This window comes from Paracoccus yibinensis, from assembly GCF_030846195.1.
Taxonomy (GTDB): Bacteria; Pseudomonadota; Alphaproteobacteria; order Rhodobacterales; family Rhodobacteraceae; genus Paracoccus; species Paracoccus yibinensis.
This window is the reverse complement of record NZ_JAVCWH010000024.1, coordinates 1-21,462: the sequence shown is the minus strand read 5'-3', so window position 1 is coordinate 21,462 and position 21,462 is coordinate 1. Positions and strand designations below refer to the sequence as shown.

General features: G+C 65.1%; 21 protein-coding genes and 2 pseudogenes. 7 read left to right on the top strand and 16 right to left on the bottom strand.

The window, feature by feature from the left end:
* The coding region (locus tag RAH32_RS19885; RefSeq protein ID WP_306610151.1) for a hypothetical protein at window positions 1–312 on the top strand (312 nt) is incomplete at its 5' end.
* Window positions 313–525: 213 nt separating this feature from the next.
* Here the strand turns inward: RAH32_RS19885 and RAH32_RS19880 are convergent.
* From RAH32_RS19880 to RAH32_RS19870, 3 genes are all read right to left on the bottom strand, one after another.
* Window positions 526–1,029 carry a cell wall hydrolase gene (locus RAH32_RS19880; protein ID WP_306610150.1) on the bottom strand — a complete coding sequence of 168 codons (504 nt, stop codon included), beginning with the start codon at window positions 1,027–1,029 and terminating at the stop codon, window positions 526–528.
* Window positions 1,030–1,544: 515 nt separating this feature from the next.
* Entirely contained in the window at window positions 1,545–3,920 is a 2,376-nt protein-coding gene (locus RAH32_RS19875; protein ID WP_306610149.1) for an AI-2E family transporter, read from the bottom strand.
* Window positions 3,917–4,090 (bottom strand): hypothetical protein, encoded by a 174-nt coding sequence (locus RAH32_RS19870; protein WP_306610148.1) that lies wholly within the window; start codon window positions 4,088–4,090, stop codon window positions 3,917–3,919. Before RAH32_RS19870 ends, RAH32_RS19875 begins: the two co-directional genes overlap by 4 nt.
* A 398-nt stretch (window positions 4,091–4,488) precedes the next feature.
* Between RAH32_RS19870 and RAH32_RS19865 the strand changes: the two genes are divergently transcribed.
* The 3 genes from RAH32_RS19865 to RAH32_RS19855 are packed head-to-tail and all read left to right on the top strand — an operon-like array spanning window position 4,489 to window position 7,655.
* The gene (locus tag RAH32_RS19865) at window positions 4,489–4,944 is read left to right on the top strand and encodes a (2Fe-2S)-binding protein (RefSeq protein WP_306610147.1); all 456 of its coding nucleotides are present in this window, start codon (window positions 4,489–4,491) and stop codon (window positions 4,942–4,944) included.
* Entirely contained in the window at window positions 4,944–7,223 is a 2,280-nt protein-coding gene (locus RAH32_RS19860; RefSeq protein ID WP_306610146.1) for a xanthine dehydrogenase family protein molybdopterin-binding subunit, read from the top strand. Before RAH32_RS19865 ends, RAH32_RS19860 begins: the two co-directional genes overlap by 1 nt.
* Before the next feature lie 9 nt (window positions 7,224–7,232).
* A complete protein-coding gene (locus tag RAH32_RS19855; RefSeq protein WP_306610145.1) occupies window positions 7,233–7,655 on the top strand; it encodes a hypothetical protein in 423 nt (140 codons plus the stop codon).
* Window positions 7,656–8,092: 437 nt separating this feature from the next.
* Here RAH32_RS19855 and RAH32_RS19850 read toward each other — a convergent pair whose 3' ends face one another.
* The 3 genes and pseudogenes from RAH32_RS19850 to RAH32_RS19845 all read right to left on the bottom strand — a co-directional run bounded on the left by RAH32_RS19850 (window position 8,093) and on the right by RAH32_RS19845 (window position 9,960).
* Window positions 8,093–9,034, bottom strand: coding sequence for a Rieske 2Fe-2S domain-containing protein (locus tag RAH32_RS19850; protein ID WP_306610144.1), 942 nt, complete (start codon window positions 9,032–9,034; stop codon window positions 8,093–8,095).
* Between the two features lie 43 nt (window positions 9,035–9,077).
* Window positions 9,078–9,347: pseudogene (locus RAH32_RS21610) on the bottom strand (DUF2231 domain-containing protein); the annotation flags it as partial.
* 406 nt (window positions 9,348–9,753) lie between these two features.
* Window positions 9,754–9,960 (bottom strand): hypothetical protein, encoded by a 207-nt coding sequence (locus tag RAH32_RS19845; RefSeq protein WP_306610143.1) that lies wholly within the window; start codon window positions 9,958–9,960, stop codon window positions 9,754–9,756.
* Between the two features lie 125 nt (window positions 9,961–10,085).
* On the opposite strand from RAH32_RS19845, the gene RAH32_RS19840 reads away from it, so the two are divergent.
* Entirely contained in the window at window positions 10,086–10,559 is a 474-nt protein-coding gene (locus RAH32_RS19840) for a nucleoside deaminase (RefSeq protein WP_306610142.1), read from the top strand.
* A gap of 159 nt (window positions 10,560–10,718) precedes the next feature.
* Here the strand turns inward: RAH32_RS19840 and RAH32_RS19835 are convergent, their stop codons facing one another.
* Both RAH32_RS19835 and RAH32_RS19830 read right to left on the bottom strand, forming a co-directional pair.
* Window positions 10,719–11,687 (bottom strand): glutathione S-transferase family protein, encoded by a 969-nt coding sequence (locus RAH32_RS19835; protein WP_306610152.1) that lies wholly within the window; start codon window positions 11,685–11,687, stop codon window positions 10,719–10,721.
* 58 nt (window positions 11,688–11,745) lie between these two features.
* A complete protein-coding gene (locus RAH32_RS19830) occupies window positions 11,746–12,153 on the bottom strand; it encodes a DoxX family protein (protein WP_306610141.1) in 408 nt (135 codons plus the stop codon).
* A gap of 146 nt (window positions 12,154–12,299) precedes the next feature.
* Between RAH32_RS19830 and RAH32_RS19825 the strand changes: the two genes are divergently transcribed.
* Window positions 12,300–13,208: a LysR family transcriptional regulator gene (locus tag RAH32_RS19825; RefSeq protein WP_306610140.1), complete on the top strand. Its 909-nt coding sequence runs from the start codon at window positions 12,300–12,302 to the stop codon at window positions 13,206–13,208.
* Window positions 13,209–13,297: 89 nt separating this feature from the next.
* On the opposite strand, the gene hydA is transcribed toward RAH32_RS19825, so the two are convergent.
* From hydA to RAH32_RS19800, 5 genes are read right to left on the bottom strand one after another with little or no spacing between them, the layout of a single operon-like run.
* On the bottom strand, window positions 13,298–14,719 hold the full coding sequence (gene hydA, locus RAH32_RS19820; RefSeq protein ID WP_306610139.1) for a dihydropyrimidinase: 1,422 nt from the start codon (window positions 14,717–14,719) through the stop codon (window positions 13,298–13,300).
* Window positions 14,716–15,960, bottom strand: coding sequence for a cysteine desulfurase-like protein (locus RAH32_RS19815; RefSeq protein ID WP_306610138.1), 1,245 nt, complete (start codon window positions 15,958–15,960; stop codon window positions 14,716–14,718). Before RAH32_RS19815 ends, hydA begins: the two co-directional genes overlap by 4 nt.
* Window positions 15,961–15,971: 11 nt before the next feature.
* Window positions 15,972–16,709 carry an amino acid ABC transporter ATP-binding protein gene (locus tag RAH32_RS19810; protein ID WP_306610137.1) on the bottom strand — a complete coding sequence of 246 codons (738 nt, stop codon included), beginning with the start codon at window positions 16,707–16,709 and terminating at the stop codon, window positions 15,972–15,974.
* A gap of 1 nt (window position 16,710) precedes the next feature.
* Window positions 16,711–17,382, bottom strand: coding sequence for an amino acid ABC transporter permease (locus tag RAH32_RS19805; RefSeq protein ID WP_103173812.1), 672 nt, complete (start codon window positions 17,380–17,382; stop codon window positions 16,711–16,713).
* Window positions 17,383–17,429: 47 nt separating this feature from the next.
* On the bottom strand, window positions 17,430–18,224 hold the full coding sequence (locus tag RAH32_RS19800) for a transporter substrate-binding domain-containing protein (RefSeq protein ID WP_306610136.1): 795 nt from the start codon (window positions 18,222–18,224) through the stop codon (window positions 17,430–17,432).
* A gap of 142 nt (window positions 18,225–18,366) precedes the next feature.
* On the opposite strand from RAH32_RS19800, the gene RAH32_RS19795 reads away from it, so the two are divergent.
* Entirely contained in the window at window positions 18,367–19,050 is a 684-nt protein-coding gene (locus RAH32_RS19795) for a FadR/GntR family transcriptional regulator (RefSeq protein WP_306610135.1), read from the top strand.
* 826 nt (window positions 19,051–19,876) lie between these two features.
* Here the strand turns inward: RAH32_RS19795 and rnk are convergent.
* From rnk to RAH32_RS21695, 3 genes and pseudogenes are all read right to left on the bottom strand, one after another.
* On the bottom strand, window positions 19,877–20,284 hold the full coding sequence (rnk, locus tag RAH32_RS19790) for a nucleoside diphosphate kinase regulator (RefSeq protein WP_306610134.1): 408 nt from the start codon (window positions 20,282–20,284) through the stop codon (window positions 19,877–19,879).
* A gap of 36 nt (window positions 20,285–20,320) precedes the next feature.
* Complete coding sequence (locus RAH32_RS19785; protein ID WP_306610133.1) at window positions 20,321–20,833, bottom strand: GreA/GreB family elongation factor; 513 nt, start codon at window positions 20,831–20,833, stop codon at window positions 20,321–20,323.
* Window positions 20,834–21,295: 462 nt separating this feature from the next.
* Window positions 21,296–21,462, bottom strand: a pseudogene (locus RAH32_RS21695) (DUF2189 domain-containing protein); the annotation flags it as partial.

The following is a 21,462-nucleotide window of genomic DNA, read 5'->3' as shown; positions in this document are numbered from 1 at the left end:
TATCCCTTCAGATATCCAGCAATGTCAAAAAGCAACAGGAACAAAATCAACCGGACCGCTAATCCCTTAGCGATAAACCAGCCGCCATATTCCCTAATTGTCCTCGAAGCACCCGGTCTTCTTGGCTGCGTCGAGAATGTGTATGTAGGGCACCCCTCTTTCGGTTGCAAGCGAAAAAATCGTCTCAGCGACGATTTTCTTCTGGCGGGCGTTTCGATGCCTCCTGAACAAGACCCGCTGGGGAATGCCGCGGCCGAACGGAGAGCCAAGACCACTTCCAGGATAATGAGATTTGCCTGGAACAGTCCCTGACGACATGAAGACCATGCCTCCGGCACTTGATGCCGCTTGGTCGAGAATCACCCGGTTCGCACGCGACCTGTCATGCACGGCGTACAGCATTCCCGATCTGCCCCTGCAGGGACCGAGCGCACGAACAAGGCCCAGATCATCCACGAAGCGTTACGGGCGCCGCTTGCCGCCAAGAAAAAGAGAACGTGGCTTGATCGCATCAGCGGCACCCAGCTACCGCCGGGTGATCCCCTCGAGTGGCTGCGGCGGAACGGGACGTGTCACGAGGTAGTTCCGGCGCTTCTCGTAGAAGGCGTTGCCGCCCGTCACGAGAACGTAGTGCATGTTGTCATAAGGGAAGCGGTGGCCCGCCGTATGGAAGAACATCGCATTGCCGATCAGGGGGTGACGCTCGCCGCGCAGGACGGACCGGGCCGCTTCGCGTACCTGGGGCGCTGTCCTGAGGTTCATCTTGCGCTTCATCACCCCCGGCGCGAACTGGTTCTTCTGGGCCACGACCCCGCAGACGGAGCGGGGATACTGGCCGGATTGCACCCGGTTCATGACGACGCTGCCGACGGCGATCATGCCGTCCCGGCTGGAGCGATTCGATTCGAAATACATGGCCCGCTCCATGCACTCCTGCTCTGACATGCGGGAGCCGAAGCCGCAGCCCGTCAGCACGATCGCAGCCGCGGCCAAGGTCAAGCACACCCGCGCCTTTAAGATGAGTTTCATATCACTGCCCTTGTTCTTCTTTTATCGTTTCCCGGGACGCTTCTCACCCCCGGGCACCTTGATCATCATGCAAATCCATCTCGGAACGGGAAGCCCTTGTGAAGGTCCCTCAAGGCTGTCCGGCCGGGATCTGCTCCTGTCCCTTGAACCAGTGGAGCGCGTCCTGGGACATGCTGCAGCCTGAAATCTGCCCGGCATTTCTCGGCGAAGCAGTGTGCATATACCCTTGCACTGGAGGGAGACGCCAAGCCCTTCCGCCTCTGCGGCGAACCCTAGGGTCAGGCCGGGATAGGTCGGCGAGTGACGCTGCTCTGGAACATCCAAGTGACGCCTCTGTCATCGCAAAGGCCAAAGCTCGCGCCGACGTGCTCTGACAGGGACAATGGAAGGCAAGCACCTGCCCTGAAAAGTCATTGTCCACAAGAAAGCGCGGCTAATGGTGTGATGCCCTTCGCCTTACCGGTCATCGCACCTGGAACCGGCTTCCAGTTCGTCAGACGCGCAGCACCGTGACTTCATTCAGGCACCTGCTGCCCCACGGTGGCCGACTTGGGGGGCCTCATGGGGTCTTCAATCGGTGGGGCCGTCTCTCCGGTCAGGCGTTCGGCAACCTCGGCCGCAAGGGTTTCCAGAAGCTCGCGCTCCTTGTCCTCAAGGTCACGCACCTCGTCATGGATCAGGCACAAGGCCCCCAGCACAACGCCGTCCGCCTGCCGCAGCGGCGCGGCGGCAAGGGCGCGGGCGGACCAGGCGCGCAGGACGGCGTTTTCCGCCAGCAGCGGGTCGCGTTCGATGTCGGGAACGATCAGCGATCGGGCATCGGCCAGCAGCAGAGAGGCCAGCGAGGCATCCGCCGGCAGCGCCATCGCCTTGGACTGACGGTCAATGCCCAGTCCGGGCAGGTCGCGATTGGCCCCGATCAGCAATTCCTGCCGGGGACCGATGGCAATGATCGCCGCGGTCTGGACGTCGAACACATCGGCGGTACGGATTGCCAGGTCGTTCAGATCCTCGCGCAGTTCCGGGTCGTCCAGCGGCACCTCGCTCAGGGTTTCGTTCCGGGCCGCAGCCTGGGGATCCTGGACGACATCGGCTGCCTTGTCCTCTGCCTTGCGCAACAGCAGCAGGATGCGGCGCGTCGCCTCGTTGATCGAGGCCACGACGGCATCGGCGCCCAGCATCTCGGCGCCGTGCCGGTCCAGTTCCTCCAAGGGCACGCCCCACAGGCCCAGGACGATCTTGAGCCGGGGCCACCTTGCCCGAAGGCGCCGGGTCAGGTTGCGGGCGGCGGCATCAGGTTCGCTGCTGAAAAAGCTCAGCACCACGATCTCGACATTTTCCAGTTCCAGTCCGGCGACATAGCGAGAGGTGGTGCTGCCATAGGCCCTGGACACCGCCGGCACCCCGTCCAGTTGCAGGCTGTGGACCAGCATTTCGCAAGCCTGGCGGTCGATCTCCCATTTTCCGGGTATGCAGGCGACGCGGGGCGAGGCGCCTTCGGGCAGGTCGGCGGGGTGTTCCTCGCGAATCGCTTCCAGCAGTTCGTCCATGCCGTTGGCGATCCGCAACCTGTGTTCGGCGCGGGCATTGTTGATATAGTCGATGCTGGCCTGGCACAGCACCCCCATCCCCTCGTCGTTGTAGAACTGGGTGACCGATCCTTCCTCGATCGCGTCCTCGGCGATGTCGATGGCGTCGTCGGGATCGTTGGCGATCAGGCGCTGATAGATCCGCGTGTGACGACTGAGTGCGGGGCTGGATCCCAGCAGCGTTTCCAGGATCGACAGCTGCGGGATATAGCGCCCGACGACCAGCAGGCACACGGTCAACGGCGTTGACAGGACAAGACCGACCGGTCCCCAGATCGCCGTCCAGAAGGTTGCGGCGGCGATCAGCGACAGCACCGAAAGCCCCGTGCTGGTGCCATAGAGCATCGGTTCGATCACGTTGTTGGAGACAAGCTCAAGCACCAGGATCAGCCCGGCCGTCATCAGCACCATGTTCCATCCCGGATCGACCGCGAAGGCCAGGCTCAGCGGGAAGACCGCCGACAGGATCGGCCCGACATAGGGGATGAAGCGCATCACGGCGGCCAGCGTGCCCCACAGGATGAAGCCCGGCACCCCGATCAGCCAAAGTCCAAGAGCCATCGGGATCGCATAGGTGACGTTGACCACCAGCTGCATCAACAGGTATTTCGAGATGCGCCTGCTCGCTTCCTCCAGGGCATCGGTGGACCGGAACATGTTGCCGCCCAGCAGCCTCAGCAGCCTGTCGCGCAAATCGCCCTGGTCCAGCAGGATCAGCACCACGAAGACCAGCACGATGCCGGCGGTGGCAAGGGGCGCAAGCAAGGGCGACAGCCACAACAGCGCGGTCTCGAAGGGCGACACCGGTTCGGGAACCACCCGCACCCGCTGGGGCGACACCTCGTTTGCCTCGCCCCCGCCCACCACCTCGGCCACTTCCTTCTGCACGGTATCGACGGTTTGCATCGCGCCTTCCAGTATGCCCGGCCCCTCCATCCGTGCGCCCAGATCCTCGATCTTGCTGCGGATGGTGGTTTGATACGTCGGCAACTGCGCGCTGAGTGACCGCATCTGAATGCCCACCAGCGTGCCCACCGCGCCAAGCACGGTCAGCACCAGCACCATGGTCAGCACGACCGCCAGGATGCGCGACAAGCCTCGCCGCACCAGCCAGTGGACCACAGGTCCCAGGGCGAAGCTGATCAGAAAGGCGATGGCCAGCGGGATCAGCACCGCCTGTCCGAAATAGAGGGCCGCGACAAGGATGGCCGCAATCACAAGCCCCGCCGCCATGCGCAGGACATCGGCTTGCTGGGGCTGGATCAGCGGCTTGGTTCCGCGCGGTGGAATGGGTGGGATCACAGGGGCACCGATCGGATAAGGTTCAGAATAAGAAGAAAGCCTGTCTCCCGGGCGGCGACAGGGATCAGATCCTGCCCCTGGATCGGCCTTCCAAAGTCCTGGACGTCGGCCAAGGCGTTGCAGCCCAGGTCGTCGGCTCTGGTGTAGGTCGAAGCAAGAAGGTCGTGCACCTTGGATCCTTCCCACGCCGGGGCACCGCGCTTTGCAACCAAACCTTCCAGAAGGAAGCAGAGTTCCCCATGACCCTGCAGACCGCTTTCCGTTTCAGGCCGGAGCAGCCGGGTGCCGAATCCGTCCGCTTGGGGCAGCGCGGTGTGTGGCTTCTGCTCCTGACCATGGCAGCAGGGTCATGTCGGCCAACAACGCCAGAACCCCGGTCCCCCGGTGGCCGAGCCTTGTCTGAACTGGTGAGAAAGCCAAGCGGCCCGGAATCACCGATCAGGGCGCTGGAACGCTCGTGCCATCTTTGCGTTTACCAAGGTTGGCCGGTTCGCCTGCAGATGGCAGCGGCAGCCAAATGCAAGACGCGGCCAACACCGGATCAGCCGCTCCAGCGAAGGGGGACATCATGGATCTGACCGTGAACGGACAGGGACGCAGCTTCGGGGGCGACCCTGACATGCCGCTGCTCTGGTATCTGCGCGACGAGCTGGGCCTGACGGGCACCAAGTTCGGATGCGGCGCGGGCTATTGCGGGGCCTGCGTGGTCCATATCGATGGCGTGGCCAGCTTTTCCTGCGTCACCCCCATGACCGTGGCCGAGGGAGCCGAGGTCGTCACGATCGAGGGCCTGTCGCCCGATGCCAGCCACCCGGTCCAGGTCGCGTGGCGCGAATTGAACGTCGCCCAATGCGGATATTGCCAGTCCGGGCAGATGATGCAGGCCGCGGCCCTGCTGGCCGAGACGCCGGATCCCACGGACGAAGACATCGACGGCGTGATGACCCAGAACATCTGCCGTTGCGGCACATATCCCCGCATCCGCGCCGCCATCAAGCGCGCCGCCGGTCAGGAGGCAGGGTGATGGCCGTTCTGGAAAATGTCAGCCGCCGTGCCGTTCTTCTGGGCATGGGCGCAGGCGCCCTGGTCCTGTCGCTTGGCCTGCCGACTGCGGCGCAAGAGGAGCCGCTGAAGTTCGGGGCCGATGCCATGCCGCATGGCTGGCAGGACGATCCCCGCATCTTTGTCGCGATCGACCCTGATGGCACGGTCACGGTGACGGTGCATCGCTCGGAAATGGGTCAGGGGGTCCGCACCTCGATTGCGATGGCCGTGGCGGATGAACTGGAAGCGGATTGGACCCGCGTGCGCGTTGCACAGGCACCGGGGGACGAGCCGACCTTCGGCAATCAGGACACCGACGGTTCGCGCAGCCTGCGCCATTTCTTCCATCCGATGCGCCGCGCAGGCGCCGCCGCCCGACAGATGCTGCGCCAGGCCGCGGCTGCCGAGTGGGGCGTGCCCGTGGATGAGGTCACGGCCGAGAACCACGTTCTTGGTCATGCCGCATCCGGGCGCCAGGCCGATTACGGCGAAATGGCCGCCCGTGCTGCCGAGCGTGAGGTTCCGGCGCGTGAAAGCCTGACGCTGAAATCACCGGACCAGTTCCGCTATATCGGCCGCGACGACATCGGCCTGATCGACAATCCTGCCATCGTCACTGGCGGCACCATCTATGGCATCGACGCAAAGGCCGACGGCATGCTGTTCGCCGTCATCGCCCGCCCGCCCGTCTATGGCGGTCGTGTCGCCAGCCATGACGCCACCGCCGCATTGAAGGTGCCGGGCGTCGAGAGGGTCGTGGTGATCGACCCCCCGCCCCAGCCGTCCGAGTTCCAGCCCCTTGGCGGGGTGGCCGTGATTGCCACCAACACCTGGGCAGCCATGCGCGGCCGCGAGGCGCTTGTGATCGAGTGGGAGCACGGCGATCACGGCGCCTATGACAGCGAGGCGTTCCGAGGGGAACTGGAACAGTCGGCACGCAGCACCGACGGTGCGGTCGTGCGCAACCAGGGCGACGCGCTGACCGCCTTGCAGCAAGCCCCTCGCAGGTTCGAGGCGGAATACTACATCCCGCATCTGGCCCAGGCACCGATGGAGCCTCCGTCGGCCCTGGTGATGATCCGCGACGGTAAATGCGAAGTCTGGGCCTGCGTGCAGGCGCCGCAGGTCACGCGCGTGCGGGTGGCGGAAAAGCTGGGCCTCGATCCCAGGGACGTCACGGTGAACGTGACCCTGCTGGGCGGCGGCTTCGGCCGCAAGTCCAAGCCCGACTTCGTGCTGGAAGCCGCGATCCTCAGCCGGGAAATGGACGGCAGGCCCGTCAAGGTAACCTGGACGCGAGAGGACGACCTGCATCACAGCTTCTATCACACCGTCTCGGTCGAGCATCTGCAGGCCGGGCTGGATCAGGACGGCCGCCCCGTCGCCTGGCTTCACCGCACGGCGGCACCGACCATCGGGTCGATCTTCGCGCCCGATCCCATGCAGAAGCTGCCATTTGAGCTGGGGATGGGACTGACAAACATGCCCCTGGACATTCCCAATGTCCGGGCCGAGAACCCGCAGGCGCAGGCCCATACCCGGATCGGCTGGTATCGGTCCGTGTCGAACATCCCGCACGCGTTCGCGATCCAGTCCTTTATCGCCGAACTGGCGCACGAGGCGGGCCGCGATCACCGCGACTACCTGCTGGAGGTGATCGGACCCGCCCGCAAGATCAACCCGGTCGAACAGGGGGATGTCTGGAACTATGGCGAGGATCCGGCGCGCTATCCGATCGACACGGGCCGCCTCCGCCGGGTGATCGAGACGGCAAGCGAGGCCGCAGGCTGGGGCAAGGAGATGCCGGCCCGCAGCGGCTTGGGCCTTGCCGCGCATTACAGCTTTGTCAGTTATGTCGCGGTGGCTGCCGAGGTCGAGGTAGCCGAGGACGGCAATGTGCGCGTTCCCGTCGTCCACATCGCCATCGACTGCGGCCCGCATGTGAACCCCGACCGGATCCGGTCGCAGATGGAAGGCGCCGTGATCATGGGCACCGGCCAGGCCTTGATGTCGCAGATCACCTTTGCCGAAGGGCGGGCGCAGCAGGACAACTTCGACAGCTATCTGGTGCCCCGCATGGACAGCGCGCCGCGTGAAATCCACGTCCACCTTGTCGGCGGCGAGGATCCCGACCAACCCCTTGGCGGGGTCGGGGAACCCGGCCTGCCGCCCGTCACCCCTGCGATCGTCAACGCCATCTTTGCCGCCACGGGCAAGCGTATCCGCCAGTTGCCGGTCGGCGCCCAACTGAGCAGCTAGGAGAGAACCATGATCCCCTTCCGGTCTGCCATGACCGCCACGCTCCTGGCCCTTGCCGCGACACCCGCCGCAGCCGATTGCGCCTCGCATCTGGATCTGATGGACGAGGTCCTGGACCAGGCATCGAGAGAGTCCATCGCCACGTCCTCCGGCGGACAGGCCGTCGCCGGTGCCCGCGAAGCCCGTGCGATGACCGAAACCGAAGCCCCGGGCAACGACGCGACGGCGGCCGAGGCGGCACAGGAACCCCAGCCGCCGCAGGCGCCGGGCCATGCCCCGCCCGCCGAGGCTGGCGATCAGGTGCAACGGCTCCGCGCCTCGCTGGACGAGGCAAGGACCCAGGCGGGCCAGGACGAGGCAGCCTGCCGCGAGACGCTTGTAACAGCCCTCCGCGAACTGGTGTCCGGGGAAGACAAGCCCGATAACCCTTGAACCGGACCGGTGGTTGGCCGGTTCATGTCCCGAAATGCTCGTGAACGGGTTCAAGAACCTGCGTTGCCGCATGGTGCGGCGGGCACCAGGATCGCCTGCCATGAGCGTGCCGCCCCAAAAAGGCGAGCCGGTCGCGATAACCGGCAGGGCCGGACGGATCCAACGCGCCGTCCAGCGGTCCTCTCATTCGCAACGCCTTTCCCGCTCCTGTTGCAGCTCTCCTGCGTTGCAACATGCCCGATAGCCGACCGGCCGCAGCACGTGAACGTGCCATTCCTGTTCGCCACCGGCCACGATGCCGAATGTCATGCCGCAACACTGGGCCGACGCTCGTTCACCGAGAAGCCCTTCGCCGTGCGCGGCCTTTCTGAAACATCAGGTCAGCCCTGCCGGCGGTCACGCCAGCCAGGATCCCGGGGGCCAGAGGGGACCAAGGACTAGCCGCCTTCCAGCAAGCGGATCTTCAACGCCCTATAGGCCTGCCGTGCCCGGGACTCGCGCTCGTGATCCAGCATGGCCTCGATCTCGGCCCCCAACTGCCGAAGGCGGGCGTCGCCCAGGCGCTGCGCTTCCTTGAACATCGACTGTTCTTCGGACGACGCATGGTGATCGACCGCCTGGTGAAGCGCGCGAAGCTGTTCCTCGAAGGCCGGCGTCGAAGGACCGAGGCGCAGGGCGAGCGCCAGCATATCGGCAAGCTGCTGGTGTGCGGCATGGGCTGCGGGGACATCCTCGCTGACGGGGCGAACGGCGGGATAAAAGATCTCGTCCTCGACATGCTCGTGAATTTCAAGCTCGGCCGCAAGCAGGCGCATCATGTCGCGGCGCTCTGGTTCGTCAGGATGCATCGCCTCGACGGTTTCGAACAGACGCCGCAGGATCTGATGATGCTCGAACAGGACCTCATCCGCCTTCCGGGCCTTGGCCGGGACATGGCCCGCGACCCTGGCCTCGACCGCATCCTGGGCGGCGCTGATCTTTTCGGGCGTCAGCGCCTCGTCCCCCGGTTCAAGCCTGCGCCTGACCTCGACCTGCCCCTCCCTGACCCGGACATCGTAGCCTGGTTGGGGCGAGGTGGAGGGGCCATCCAGGACCTGACCCGTGGCAAGGCAGAACCGCGACCCGTGCCATGGACAGACAAGCCCGCCATTCTGCACCCAGCCTTCGTCCAGCGGGCCGCCCATGTGAGAGCATCGTGACCCCATGGCATGGACTTGCCCGCGATGGCGCACCAGCACGATACCGGTCATGGCACGCGCCGCCTCGTCCCAGACCTCGACGCGGTGTGGGCGGTCTTCCTCCAGGACGGCCAAGGCGATCACGGGCTGGAAGCTGCGCGGCTCGGGCGAACGGTCTGCCTGATCGACCCCGATAGACAAGGTGCCCTCCAAGATAGGCACCGGCTGCCAGGGTCAGCCAGCCTGCCGCGCTGAGGGCGCGTCCCGCGCCGCGACGGCCCCGGCGGCGCATGACAAGCGAGCCGATGGTGAGGCCCAAGGCGGTGGAATTCAGCGCGGCATGGGCAAGGCCGGTGCGCCGGTCCTTGCCATGGACCTGGCGCCAGTCCGCGGCCCCCGCCGCTGCCGCCGCAAGCGCCCCTGCGGTGCCGATGGTCAATGCCAGATCGGCCGCCTTTCCCGCACCATCCGGCGCAATGCCCAGGGCGTCGCACGCATCAAGGCCCAGGGCCATGGTCCAGGTTCCGACCGGCACTGTTGCCAGGGCGGGATGAAGAGGATGGCCCATCCACGTTCCATGCAACGCATTCTGGATCGGTTGTGACGCCGTTCCCGTCAGTTCCAGGGTGGTCGAAAGCCCGTTCGCGACCGCGTAGGCCGGGTTATCAAGCCCCTCGGCATCCTCGATAAAGGCTGCAAGGCGTTCCGCTGCTGATGCCATGTTCGCTCCATGTGCCGGTTGCCTCGGGATCCGAAGGCAGGAGACGGGAAGGTTCCCGCTTTGAGGGTTCCCTTCCAACAACAGCGGCCCGACACGATCAGTTGCACAGTCACAAGGGCATGGTCGGAATAAGGGCTGTGAAGGGGATCAGCAGGCGCTGCGACAGGGATGTTCCAAGGAAAAGTTTCAGTCCGGGTGCTCAAGACATGGCTGTCAGGCCATGCCGCGCATTGTCCGACGAGCCATGGTGATGTCGCAATCCGATGATCGCAAGCTGCGCTTGCGCCGCCGAGCCGGGCTTCAGGCACAGCACATCTTGCGGGAAATGACAAAGATGGCATGAGCGATGATTGGCGCTTGCCTCATGCAGCTTTTCTTGCAGCTTGGCTTGCGGGGGTCTTGCCATGACTGGGGGCAGTGCGCCGTCCGATTGCCGCCGCTTGAGCGACCATGGCTGGGCGGTTAAGAATCAAGAATACGGCGGACAAGCCGTCCCGGCCTCTTGTGGTATCCTCCGACTTCAGGTGCGTGATGACCGATACATCCTTTCTGCAGGAAGCAATCGACCTGGCGCGAGACAACGTGGCCGAGAAAAGCCGCCCCTTCGGCGCCGTCGTGGTTCAGGACGGCGCGATCATCGCCCGTGGCGTGAACAGGATGGATGCCGACAGGGATCCCACCGCACATGCCGAACTGCTGGCCCTCCGCGCCGCCGGGGCGGCGACCGGAAGCACCAGGCTTGACGGCTGCACCGTCTATGCCAGCGGGCAACCCTGCCCCATGTGCCTTGCGGCAATGCGGCTTGCCGGCGTGACACGGGTCGTCTTTGCCTATTCCAATGAAAACGGCGCGCCCTATGGGCTTTCGACGGCGCAGGTCACGCAGGACCTGGCAGTGCCCCTGCCCTTGCAGTCATGGGCCGAGATCACCCACCTTCCGCCGGAAGACTGCAACGAGCCGATGATCTACAAGACCTGGGCCGAACGGCAGGAAGGCGAAGCCTAGCTCCTTGCAAAGGCAAACTGTCCTTTTCGACGCGGTGCCGTGGCATCATTGATGCAAGGCAGCACCTTTCCGATCGCCGACGTCCCGGTGCCCGATCCTGACGGGACTGCGCTGCCCGGCAAGGACATGATGCCTGGCGCCAGGCCCGGTCCGGCGGCGTCATCCCCGCGACCGATCCAGCAGCCGGGCGACGTGGTCAGGACCGGCGGGCACGATGCCGGCAGGATTGAGCGCCTTGATCGAGTAATAGCCCGCCTTGATATGGTCGAGGTTTACCGTCTCGGCCACGCCCGGCAGGCGCAGGATCCGTTCCTGATAGGCCGACAGCCGGGGATAATCCGCGATGCGGCGGATGTTGGTCTTGAACAGCCCGTGATAGGCCGCGTCAAAGCGGATCAGCGTCACGAACAGGCGAATGTCGGTTTCGGTCAGCCGCTCGCCGAACAGGTAAGGACCCTCCAACCCCTCCTCCAGCCGGTCCAGCGTCTGGAACACGTCCTCCACCGCCTCGTCATAGGCGGTCTGCGATGAAGCGAAGCCGGCCTTGTAGACGCCATTGTTCAGGCCATCGTAGATTTCGGCGTTCAGCGCGTCGATCCGGGGCGCCAGGTCGGCGGGATAAAGATCGAGCGTGTCCGGCACCAGACCGGCAAATGCGCTGTTGAACATGCGCAGGATTTCGGCGCTTTCGTTGCTGACCGCGGTGTCGGTCCGTTCGTCCCACAACAAGGGCACCGTCGCACGGCCGGTATAGCTGGCATCGGCGCGGGTATAGAGCTGGTGCAGATGCCCTGCCCCGTGCAGCGGGTCGGCATCTGCGCCGGGATAGCCGCCAAAGGCCCAGCCCTGCTCCGTCAGAACCGGGTTCAGCACCGTCACGGCCACCACATCCTGCAGCCCCTTCAGCTTGCGCGCGATCAGCGTCCGCGACGCCCAGGGGCAGATCAGCGCGACATACAGGCGATAACGGCCGGCCTCGGCCTTGAAGCCGCCCTTGCCGGTCAGGCCGGGGCTTCCATCGGCGGTGATCCAGTTGCGAAAGGACGATACCTGCCGCACGAAGCGTCCCTGGTCGTCCTTGGCCTGCACCGGGTGCCAATCCGTTGTCCATGTCCCGTTCACCAGCATGTCGTTCTCCGTCATCAATGCGGGAACCGCGCCGCAACGGGCGGCGCGGGCGAAAGGTTCAGGCGCGTTTCTGCGTGGGCGCCATTGCGTAGGGACCGTCACCCAGCAGGGCAAGCGCGGCCTGCACGACGGCCCACATCACCGGGTATTCCCAACCGCCGCCCGCATTGGACCAGTTGAAGCCCGCGCCGCCATGTCCAAGGATCGCCGCGCCCAGCAGGACCGGAACAAAGGCTGCCGAGACCAGCCGCGCCTTGATCCCCAGGATCAACGCCAGCCCGCCCAGGATCTCGAACACCATCGTGAAATAGCCGAGCGCGCCCGGCAGGCCCAACGATTCGAAGAAGCCTGCGGTGCCGGCCGGCGTGAAGACAAGAAGCTTGATCAATCCGTGGACAAGAAACAGCGCACCCGTGGTGACGCGCAGTGCAAGGATGCCCAGGGAAGCGGTCTTGTGGTCGATCATGGTGTTTCTCCTGACAAATGGCCAGCAGGATGGATTGTCCTGTCCTGGCCCTGATCTCATGCAGGCAACATGCCACTGGCGCATGATGGCAAAAATGGCGTTATTGGCGTATCATAATCTCCAGGCTGTTCCGAATGAGGTATCCTATGGATCTGGTTGATGGCATGAGGGTCTTCGTGTCAGCCGTGGAAACGGGCTCCTTCGCGGGGGCGGCCCGCAGGGTGGGAATCACGCCAAAGCTCGCCTCGAAATACATGGCCGAATTCGAGGCGCGGATGGGGACGCAGCTTCTCTATCGCACCACCCGTCGCCTGGGATTGACCGCCGCAGGCGAACATCTGATGGCCCAGGCCCCGAACTGGCTGGACCAGCTTGACGAGATGACGGCGGATATGCGCGATGCACAGCGCGGCCTGTCGGGAACGATCCGCGTCTCGGCCGCAGTGACGCACGGAGAGCTTGTGGTCGCACCCTTGCTGCGGCGCTTCCGGGCGGACCACCCCGGTCTGGTCATCGACTTGCGCCTGTCGGACCACTTCGTCGATCTGGTTGCCGAAGGGGTCGATCTGGCCCTGCGCATCGGGCATCTCGAGGCCTCGTCACTGATTGCGCGAAAGCTGGGGACAATGGCCCTTCTGATGGTCGCCTCGCCCGGTTATCTGAACCGGCATGGCCATCCCGAAAGGCCCGACGATCTGGCGGATCACCTTTGCATCTGCGACACCAACATGCGCGGCGATGGAAGTTGGCCGTTGACGGAAGGCAGGCACGAGCAGCGCATCCGGGTGACCGGGGGCTTTCAGGTCAACAATGCGCGGATCGCCCGCGACCTGGCAGTGCAGGACGAGGGGATCGCGCTCTGCCCGGACTATGTCGTCAGGGATGATCTGGCCCAAGGGCGGCTGGTTCGCGTCCTGCCGCGATTCCACGGGCCATGCCGGGACATGCACGCGATCTATCTGCCCCAACGCCGCCTTCCCCGGCGGACGCGGATCTTGCTGGAGTTTCTCGTGCACTCCTTCGGCGACACGAAAGGCACGGTTGCCGGGGTCTGATGCAGGCGGCTGGCCGAACCGCGTCGGCGATCAGTGGGCAACGGTCGTCCCCTGGGCAAAGGAAACCGCCTTTTCGCGGTCCTGATCGGTTATTGTTCCACACCTTGGCCAAAGGCTTCGCTGGTCTTGCGCGCCAGGTGCCTGCCCTCGGGATCGCCCATGGGCCGCCCGTTCAAGGCAATCGTTCGCCCCCGTAACAAGGTTCGGACCGGCCAGCCGGTGATCTGCATGCCCTCGTAGGGCGTATAGTCGCAGCCATGGTTCAGGCCCTCTTGGCGGATTGTCCGCGCCATCAGGGGATCCCACAGCGTCAGGTCGGCGTCGGCCCCCACTGCGATGCTGCCCTTTTGCGGATAAAGTCCGTAAAGCCGCGCGGGATTGGTCGAGGTCAGCGCGACGAAACGCTGAAGGCTGATGCGGCCCTTGGACACCCCTTCCGAAAACAGGATCGGCAGCCGCGTCTCGACGCCGGGAATGCCGTTCGGAACCCATCGGAAAGAGGTCCGGGCACGGGGATTGTCCTTGCTGGCCTCTCCCGCGAAGCGGAACGGGCAGTGATCCGACGAAAAGATATCGAAGGTGCCGTCGCGCAGCCCCTGCCAGATCGCCGCCTGGCTGTCGGCATCGCGCGGCGCCGGCGAACAGACATATTTCGCGCCCTCGAAATCCATGTTGAGGCCGCGCAGGTCGTCTGCGGTCAGGGCGATGTATTGCGGGCAGGTTTCGGCATGGACCCGCAGGCCGCGAGCGCGCGCCCACTGGATCTGCTCCATCGGGTCGCGCCCCGAGACATGGACGATGACGATGGGCACGTCGATCAGTTGCGCATGGCTGATGGCGCGGTGGGTCGCCTCGCGTTCGGCGATCTGGGCATGGGCCTGGCCGTGGTAAAAGGGCGCGGTGCGGCCCTCGGCCTCAAGCCTCCGGGTCAGGTGCTTGATCGCATCATGGCCTTCGGCATGGACCATCACCAGGGCGCGTTCGCGCCGCGCGACCTCGAACACGTCCAGCAGCTGCGCGTCGTTCAGCACAAGGTCGTCATAGGTCATGAAGACCTTGAACGAGGTATAGCCGTCCCGCACGAGCGCGGGAAGTTCCTGTCCCAGGATCTGCGGGGTCGGATCGCTGATGATCAGGTGGAAGGAAACATCGGTATGGCAGTTTCCAGCCGCCTTGCGATGATAGTCCTCGACGCAGGATCGCAGAGACTGGCCCTTGATCTGCAGGGCAAAGGGCAGCACGGTCGTGTTCCCGCCGGCCGCCGCCGACCGGGTGCCGCTGGCAAAGCCGTCGGCCATGACCGTCCCGTCCGAGGTTGGCTGGTCCAGATGCACATGCGCGTCGATCCCGCCCGGCAGGACCAGAAGGCCGGTGGCGTCGATCCGGTCGGACCCGGCAAGACCTTCCCCGATCTGGGCGATCCGGCCGTCCTTGATGCCGACATCCGCCAGATAGCTGTCGGCGGCGGTGACGACGGTGCCGCCCGAGATCACCAGATCCAGTTGGCTCATGCGGCCGCATCCGCAAGGATCCGGGTCAATGCGTCCGTCAGCCGGTCCACCTGTTCGACCGTGTTGTAATGCACCATCGATACGCGCAGGACGCCGCCATCCCGATCCTGACCCAAGTGTTCGACAAGGCGGCGGGAATGGAAATCACCAAAGCGCATGGCGATGCCGTGATCGTCCATCGCCCGCGCCACCGCGCCCGAATCCACGCCGTCGAACTTGAAGGCGATCGTGGGCACGCGGGCGCTGTCCTGGTTTTGCGCCTCGCCGATGATGCGGCAGTCGTTGCGCCCCGACAGCCAGGCCAGCAGGCGGTCGGTCAGCGCGTCCTCCTGCGCGGTGATCAGCCGGAAGGCCGCCTCCAGCAGGGCACGGTCGTCACCGGTGGCGCCGTGGTGCCGGGCCAGGCCGGTCAGGTATTCCAGGATGCCGTCGGTGGCATAGGCCGCCTCATAGCTGGGGTTGCCAGGCTCCAGCTTGGCGGTCACCTTCTCCTTGCCGTAGAAGTAATGGTAAAGCCCGTCCAGTTCGGCCAGCAGGTCGTATTTGCCATACATCAGCGCGCCATGCGGGCCGTAGGCCTTGTAAAGGCTGAAGACATAGTAATCGACATCCCAGGCCCGCACGTCGATCAGCCGGTGCGGCGCATAGGCCACCGCATCAACGCAGATCCGCGCCCCCCGCTGGTGGACGAAGCGGGCGAAATCGGCCACGGGATGGACCTTGCCCAGGATGTTGGACACATGCGTGACGCAGACCAGCCGGGTGCGGTCGGTCATCAGCGGTTCCAGGTCGGCCAGTTGCAGGTCCATGGTCCGGGCGTTCAGCGGCCAGACCTTGATGGTGACGCCGAATTCCTGAAGTCGGGTCCAGGGTCCGATGTTGCTTTCGTGGTCGGCCATGGTCACGATCACCTCGTCGCCGGGCACGAACTGGCGGCGCATGGCCTGCATCAGGTTGCCCATCAGCACCGTGGTCGATGGGCCGAAGACGATCTCCTCGGGGCGGGCGGCGTTGACCAGGGTGGCCGCGGCGCGGCGGCCCGTCATCAGCGCGTCGGCCGCGGCCTGCGATACGGCATAGCTGCCGCCGATCTGGACGTTGCGGTGGGTCAGGAACTCGACCATCCGGTCCAGGGCAGGCCGGGCGATCTGGGCGCCGCCCGCATTGTCGAAAAACACCCAGTCGCTGGCAAGGCCGGGGAATTGCGCCTGCACATAGGCCATGTCCAATTGTGTCGTCATTCTTGTTTTTCCTAGTGGTTCAGGACAGCGCCCAGAAAGTTGCGCGTGCGGGTTTCCTGCGGGTTCGACAAGACCTGCGACGGCGGTCCCTGTTCGACGATCTGGCCGCCGTCCATGAAGATCACCCGGTCGGCGACCTGCGAGGCAAAACCCATCTCGTGCGTGACCACGATCATGGTAACGCCCGTGCGGGCCAGATCGCGCATGACGTCCAAAACCTCGCCCACCATCTCGGGGTCAAGGGCGCTTGTCGGTTCGTCGAACAGCATCACCTGCGGCTCCATCGCAAGGGCGCGGGCGATGGCCACGCGCTGCTGCTGGCCGCCCGACAGATGCTCGGGATACTTGTCGGCCTGGCTGGCGATGCCTACGCGCGCCAGAAGGCGGTCGGCCTGGGCGGCGGCCTCCGCGCGCGACGTGCCGCGCACGCGGCGAGGGGCCAGCATCACGTTCTCGCGCACGGTCAGGTGCGGGAACAGGTTGAAGGACTGGAAGACCATGCCCACCTCGGCCCGCACCTTGGCCAGGGCGCGGCCGGTGATGACGGGAATGCCGTCCACGCGGATCTCGCTGCCCTGGGAAAAGCTTTCCAGCCGGTTGATGCAGCGGATCAAGGTGGACTTGCCCGACCCCGACGGTCCGATGATGCAGACGACCTCGCCCTTGGCGACGTCCAGGTCGATGCCCTTCAGCGCCTCGAACTGGCCATAGGATTTGCGCAGGTTGCGGATGCTGACGAAACCGCTCAACTCAGCGCCTCCTTGCCGCGAAGCGGCGTTCCATGCGCGACACCAAGGCCACCAGCGGCCACAGGAAGGCCACATAGATCGCCGCCGCGACGATCAGCGGCGTCGGGTTGGCCGCCAGGGCCTGCGCCTGCGTCGCCTGTTTCAGAAGGTCCGGCATCGCGACGACCGATGCCAGGGCGGTGTCCTTGACCACGTTGATCGAATTGTTGGTCAGCGGCGGAATGACGATCTTGACGGCCTGCGGCAGGATCACGTCCGCCATCGTCTGCCGCCCGCTGAGACCCAAAGCGGCCGAGGCTTCGAACTGGCCCTTCGGAATGGCCTCGATCCCGGCGCGGAAGATCTCGGCGGTATAGGCGCCCGAGACCAGGGTCAGCGCCGTCATGGCGGACACGAAGGGCGACAAGCGCAGACCCACGAAGGGCAGCGCGTAATAGACGATGATCAGCAGCACCAGCAACGGAATCGACCGGAAGATGTCGATATAGACGCGCGTCAGGAAGCGGACCGGCGCAGGCCCGTACAGCCGCAGCATCGACAGGCCCAGCCCCAGGACCAAGCCCGCGACGATGCTGGCGGCCCCCAGTTGCAGCGTGATCCACAATCCCTGCAGCAGCATGGGAAAGGTCCGCCGCATCACCTCGGCGTTCAGAAAGGTGTCGAAGATATCCATGGGATCCTTTCGGGTCCGGGGTCGTTCCCCGAACCCGGCGTCAAAGATCAGTCGAGCGAGGGCATCGGCAGGACGGTCACGGTCGAGGAGCTTGCGTCAGGCGCCACGCCGAACCATTTCTCGTGCAGCTGGGCCAGAACGCCTTCCGTCTTCAGATCGTCCAGAACGGCGTTCACCTGCGTCGCCAGTTCGGCATCCTTGGCGAACATCATCGAATACTTCTCGCCCGTCGGGATGCGTTCGACCACGGCCAGTTCGGGCTTGTCCTTGACATAGTACTGCAGCGCCGGAATGTCCGAGATATAGCCGTCGATCCGCCCTGCGGTCAGGTCCAGCATGGCAGGCGCCAGCCCTTCATAGCGGCGGATTTCGGCAAATTCGTACTGGCCCTGATGCTCGGTCGCCCACATGTCGCCCGTCGATCCCGTATCGACGCCCACGACCTTGCCCTTCATCTCGGCCAGCGACTTGGGCCCGGTGGCAAGCGCCGTCAGCGACTGGTCGCTGTCATAGTAGGGCTGCGCGAAGGATACCGATTGCAGACGCTCATCCGTGATGGTGATGGACGAGGTGGCGATGTCGATCCGCCCCGACTGAACGGCCGAGAAAAGGCCGTTGAACGGAATGTTGACCGTCTCGACCTCGGCGCCCAGGCGTTCGGCCACGGCGGCGACCAGGTCGATCTCGAAGCCGACGAAGTTGCCCGAATCGTCCTGGAATTCCCAGGGCACGTTGCCGATATTCGCCCCAACAGTCAGTTTTTCCTGCGCCGCCGCCGCAAGGGCAGAACCCGCCAACAACGTGGCGGTGACGGCCGCGACACGAACCCCATTCCAGAACATCCACGACTCCCTGTCTTGTTTTTTGGATTGACCGGACAAACCGGTCTGACCAGTATGGACATGGTTTTGCCGGTTTTGCAACTGTGCTGTTGCATGGAAAGACGGGCTGACTTGGTGGCCAAACTGAAGGGCAGTTGAATTGATGTGGGACAAGGGGCCGGTGGCGCAGGGCGTCGCCAGCCGGTTGCAGGACATGATCCGGTCGGGCCAGTTGAAGGCCGGACAAAAGCTGCCCTCTCAGCGGATCCTGTCGGAACAGCTGCAGGTGTCGCGCCCGACCCTGCGCGAGGCGCTGATGACGCTGGAAACGCTGGGCCTGATCCAGACGCTTCCCGCGCGGGGAACGTTCGTGCTGGACCCCGCGTCGCACGCGCCGCGAACCACCTGGCGTTATGACGATGCCCATGACCTTCGGGACGTGTTCCAGACCCGGCTTCTGGTCGAGGGCGAGATGTGCCGCCTGGCTGCCGCCATGATCACTCCGGCGGCGGTGGCCAGCCTGACCGCCGCGGCCGATGCCTTCGAAGATGCCTGGCACCGGCGGGATCTGGTCGCACATGTCGAAGCGGACTTGGCCCTGCACCAGGGGATTGCCGATGCCTGTCCCAACCGCGTCCTTGCAAGCGTTTATGGCAACCTCAAGCATCTTCTGAGCGAGACCCAGCGCCAGCCGATCCCGAACACCGATCCGGGGCGGATGGCCCAGTCCATCAGCGAACACCGCCTGATCCTTGCAGCCCTGGCGAACCGCGACCCCGAGGCGGCCTGTCGCAGGATGCAGGAGCATGTTCGGAACACGGCCCGCTGTGCGGGACATGACCTGTGAACGGTCAAGCTCCGCATGAAGTCCCTGACGGAGGCGTGGCCTCCGAAGGTCGGGAACGGCTTCATCAGGCGGACTTTGCCTGTGGCGAAAGAACGCGGCATCGCTGCGTCTTCGACAGCGCGTCGCTGGCGGGTTCCGGCGGCGCCCATGACCGTGATCCGGCGCAAGGGCGTGGTCGCATCGGCCTCCCGCAGGGCATTGTCGACCTGGCGCCAGACCCATCAGCGCCAGCACCACCCCGGACCCCGCCAAGGCTCCGCCGGCCCCATGACCCAGCATCAGGATCAGGATCACGCCAGACACGATGGCGATCAGGAACAACAATCCTGACACAAGATCCTTCACCAGCTTCGGGATCGGCCTGCTGCGCGGCCGCAAGTTGCCCAACAGCAGGCCCGAGATCCTGTTGAGCAGCCATGCGAGCGAGAGATAAAGGGCGAAATGGACCGCCTTTCCGGCAGTCCCCGAGGGTTCGGCAATGCCGAGGCGCCCCCTGACGCCTGAACCGCCGAGGCCAAGGGGGGACAAGGATCGCAGACAGCGCCGCGGGTGGAAGCAGCCGACGAAGATGGCTCAAGATCGCCTCCTTGCATCGCGCAGCATTGCCTTGCCATCCCCATGCCCGACCGGGACCGGCAGCGGCACTCCTCGCGGGGATGCCGTCGCTTGCGTCACGGCAACGAAATCGGTTCGGCACAGCGGGCAGCGCCCTGCGGCGGACCGGGGAATGCTTGCTCCGCAAGCGGAACAGGAGGCGGGAAGAAGGCGGCGGAACATTGCATTTCCTCTATGGTGAAGCTTCACGGCAACGACGGCGAATTCCGGGTCATGCGGCAGCCAGCGGCACGCCAAGGCGCAGCACCGTCAGGGCGCCTTTCTGGCCGGTGCGCGTGATCCAGCCGACACTGCCTCCGACAGGCAGTCCCAGAAGCGCGACCCCTATCGGGGTCAGCACCGAAATGGCGCCCTGGCTGATATCGGCATCCTCGGGCCAGGCCAGGGTGACGTCCTGTTCGCGGCCGGTGACATCGTTGCGATAGGTCAGGGTCGTTCCGATCGTGACCACATCCGCGGGCATCTGCCTGGCCGGGACCACCTTGGCTGCGGCAAGCTTTGCCATCAGCGGTTCCGCCACTTCCGGCAAGCCCGCATCGGCGGCTTCGGCAAGGGTTTCAAGACGGCCGACATGATCGGCGTCGATGACCGCACGAATGCGGCGTGGGGATCGAGACATGGCAGTCTCCTTTCCGGTCAGGAATGTGATTTCGTTTCAGTCGTTCAGGCTTGCGCAGATGTCCGCAGGATCCTGGACGGCCAGGACCGTGACCGTGCCCAGCACGTCCTCGCTGTCCAGAAGGGCCATGCCCTGCCCGACGCGCAATCCGATCAACGTCACCCCCAGATAGGTGCCGACGGCCAGGCGGCTGCGGTCATGGTCGGGATAGGTCCAGTGATACAGCGTCCGGGTCTGCGGCTGTCCGGCCCCGATGGCAAAGCTGACGCGGGACGCGCCCGTCACGACACCGGGACCGACATCGCGGGTGTTGACGACCTCGGAATCGGCCATCTTTGCCCGGATTAGGTGTGCCAGCCGCAGGAACGGCGCTGTGCCGATCTCCTGAAAGCGGCGCCTGTGCTCATTGAGCTGCCAATAGTCGTATGTCCCCAGCCGGGCGCGGATCGGCCTGAGCACGGAGATGTCGCGCAAGACAGGCAGGTGGTTGTGTTGACGGGCGATAAGCCCCGCTCCGTTCTGGAGCCGGTCCTGAGAGGTGTAACGCATGATGATCCCGGTCGGGCCTAGGCCCGGTTGACTGACACGGTGTAGGGAAGTCGCACCCGGGAAGAGGCGTCAGCGGTTGCCCGCCTCTTCCCGGGGCAGAGAGCGCGTCAGCAAAGAGCCGGAATAGACCCGGAACCTCGCATTATGGGCAAAGATCATCATGTCCCAAGACCTAGGCCGGGACGGCAGGCTTTTCAAGCCATGCAGTCCTGCCCCCGCCTCCGGGACAGCCGCATGGACCGTCTTTCCAGCGGTCACAGCGCTTCTGCCTGATCGCAGCAGCCGTGCCGGACGCGGATCGTCTGCCAACGGATCGTCGGCGACCCGGCTGATCTCGTGCCGCGCCAAGCCGATGTCCCGAAGCCTCCGATCACCGAGGCTCTGAAGCGTTCGAATGGCGCGGCGCGGCGGATCGGGCGAAGCGCATCCCTGACGCGCTGTCGCAGACGGCCTCCTGTGCCATCAGGCCGTTGCCGGTTCTGGGAAGGTCACCGCGCGGCGATAAAGGTGCCAGGTGGCATGGCCCAGGATCGGCAGGACCACGATCAACCCGGCAAAGAACGGGATCATCCCTCCCAACAGCGCAGCGGATACGATCATCCCCCAGGCGGCCGTGGCGCCGGGATTTG

Bases quoted from the DNA above. Each gene is read 5' to 3' on its own strand.
- RAH32_RS19825 (WP_306610140.1), top strand. From the start codon at position 12,300: ATGGATCTGGTTGATGGCATGAGGGTCTTCGTGTCAGCCGTGGAAACG.
- RAH32_RS19880 (WP_306610150.1), bottom strand. From the start codon at position 1,029: ATGAAACTCATCTTAAAGGCGCGGGTGTGCTTGACCTTGGCCGCGGCT.
- RAH32_RS19835 (WP_306610152.1), bottom strand. From the start codon at position 11,687: ATGCTGGTGAACGGGACATGGACAACGGATTGGCACCCGGTGCAGGCC.
- RAH32_RS19795 (WP_306610135.1), top strand. From the start codon at position 18,367: ATGTGGGACAAGGGGCCGGTGGCGCAGGGCGTCGCCAGCCGGTTGCAG.
- RAH32_RS19840 (WP_306610142.1), top strand. From the start codon at position 10,086: ATGACCGATACATCCTTTCTGCAGGAAGCAATCGACCTGGCGCGAGAC.
- RAH32_RS19785 (WP_306610133.1), bottom strand. From the start codon at position 20,833: ATGCGTTACACCTCTCAGGACCGGCTCCAGAACGGAGCGGGGCTTATC.
- rnk (WP_306610134.1), bottom strand. From the start codon at position 20,284: ATGTCTCGATCCCCACGCCGCATTCGTGCGGTCATCGACGCCGATCAT.
- RAH32_RS19815 (WP_306610138.1), bottom strand. From the start codon at position 15,960: ATGACGACACAATTGGACATGGCCTATGTGCAGGCGCAATTCCCCGGC.
- RAH32_RS19800 (WP_306610136.1), bottom strand. From the start codon at position 18,224: ATGTTCTGGAATGGGGTTCGTGTCGCGGCCGTCACCGCCACGTTGTTG.
- RAH32_RS19805 (WP_103173812.1), bottom strand. From the start codon at position 17,382: ATGGATATCTTCGACACCTTTCTGAACGCCGAGGTGATGCGGCGGACC.
- hydA (WP_306610139.1), bottom strand. From the start codon at position 14,719: ATGAGCCAACTGGATCTGGTGATCTCGGGCGGCACCGTCGTCACCGCC.
- RAH32_RS19860 (WP_306610146.1), top strand. From the start codon at position 4,944: ATGGCCGTTCTGGAAAATGTCAGCCGCCGTGCCGTTCTTCTGGGCATG.
- RAH32_RS19855 (WP_306610145.1), top strand. From the start codon at position 7,233: ATGATCCCCTTCCGGTCTGCCATGACCGCCACGCTCCTGGCCCTTGCC.
- RAH32_RS19830 (WP_306610141.1), bottom strand. From the start codon at position 12,153: ATGATCGACCACAAGACCGCTTCCCTGGGCATCCTTGCACTGCGCGTC.
- RAH32_RS19845 (WP_306610143.1), bottom strand. From the start codon at position 9,960: ATGGCAAGACCCCCGCAAGCCAAGCTGCAAGAAAAGCTGCATGAGGCA.
- RAH32_RS19865 (WP_306610147.1), top strand. From the start codon at position 4,489: ATGGATCTGACCGTGAACGGACAGGGACGCAGCTTCGGGGGCGACCCT.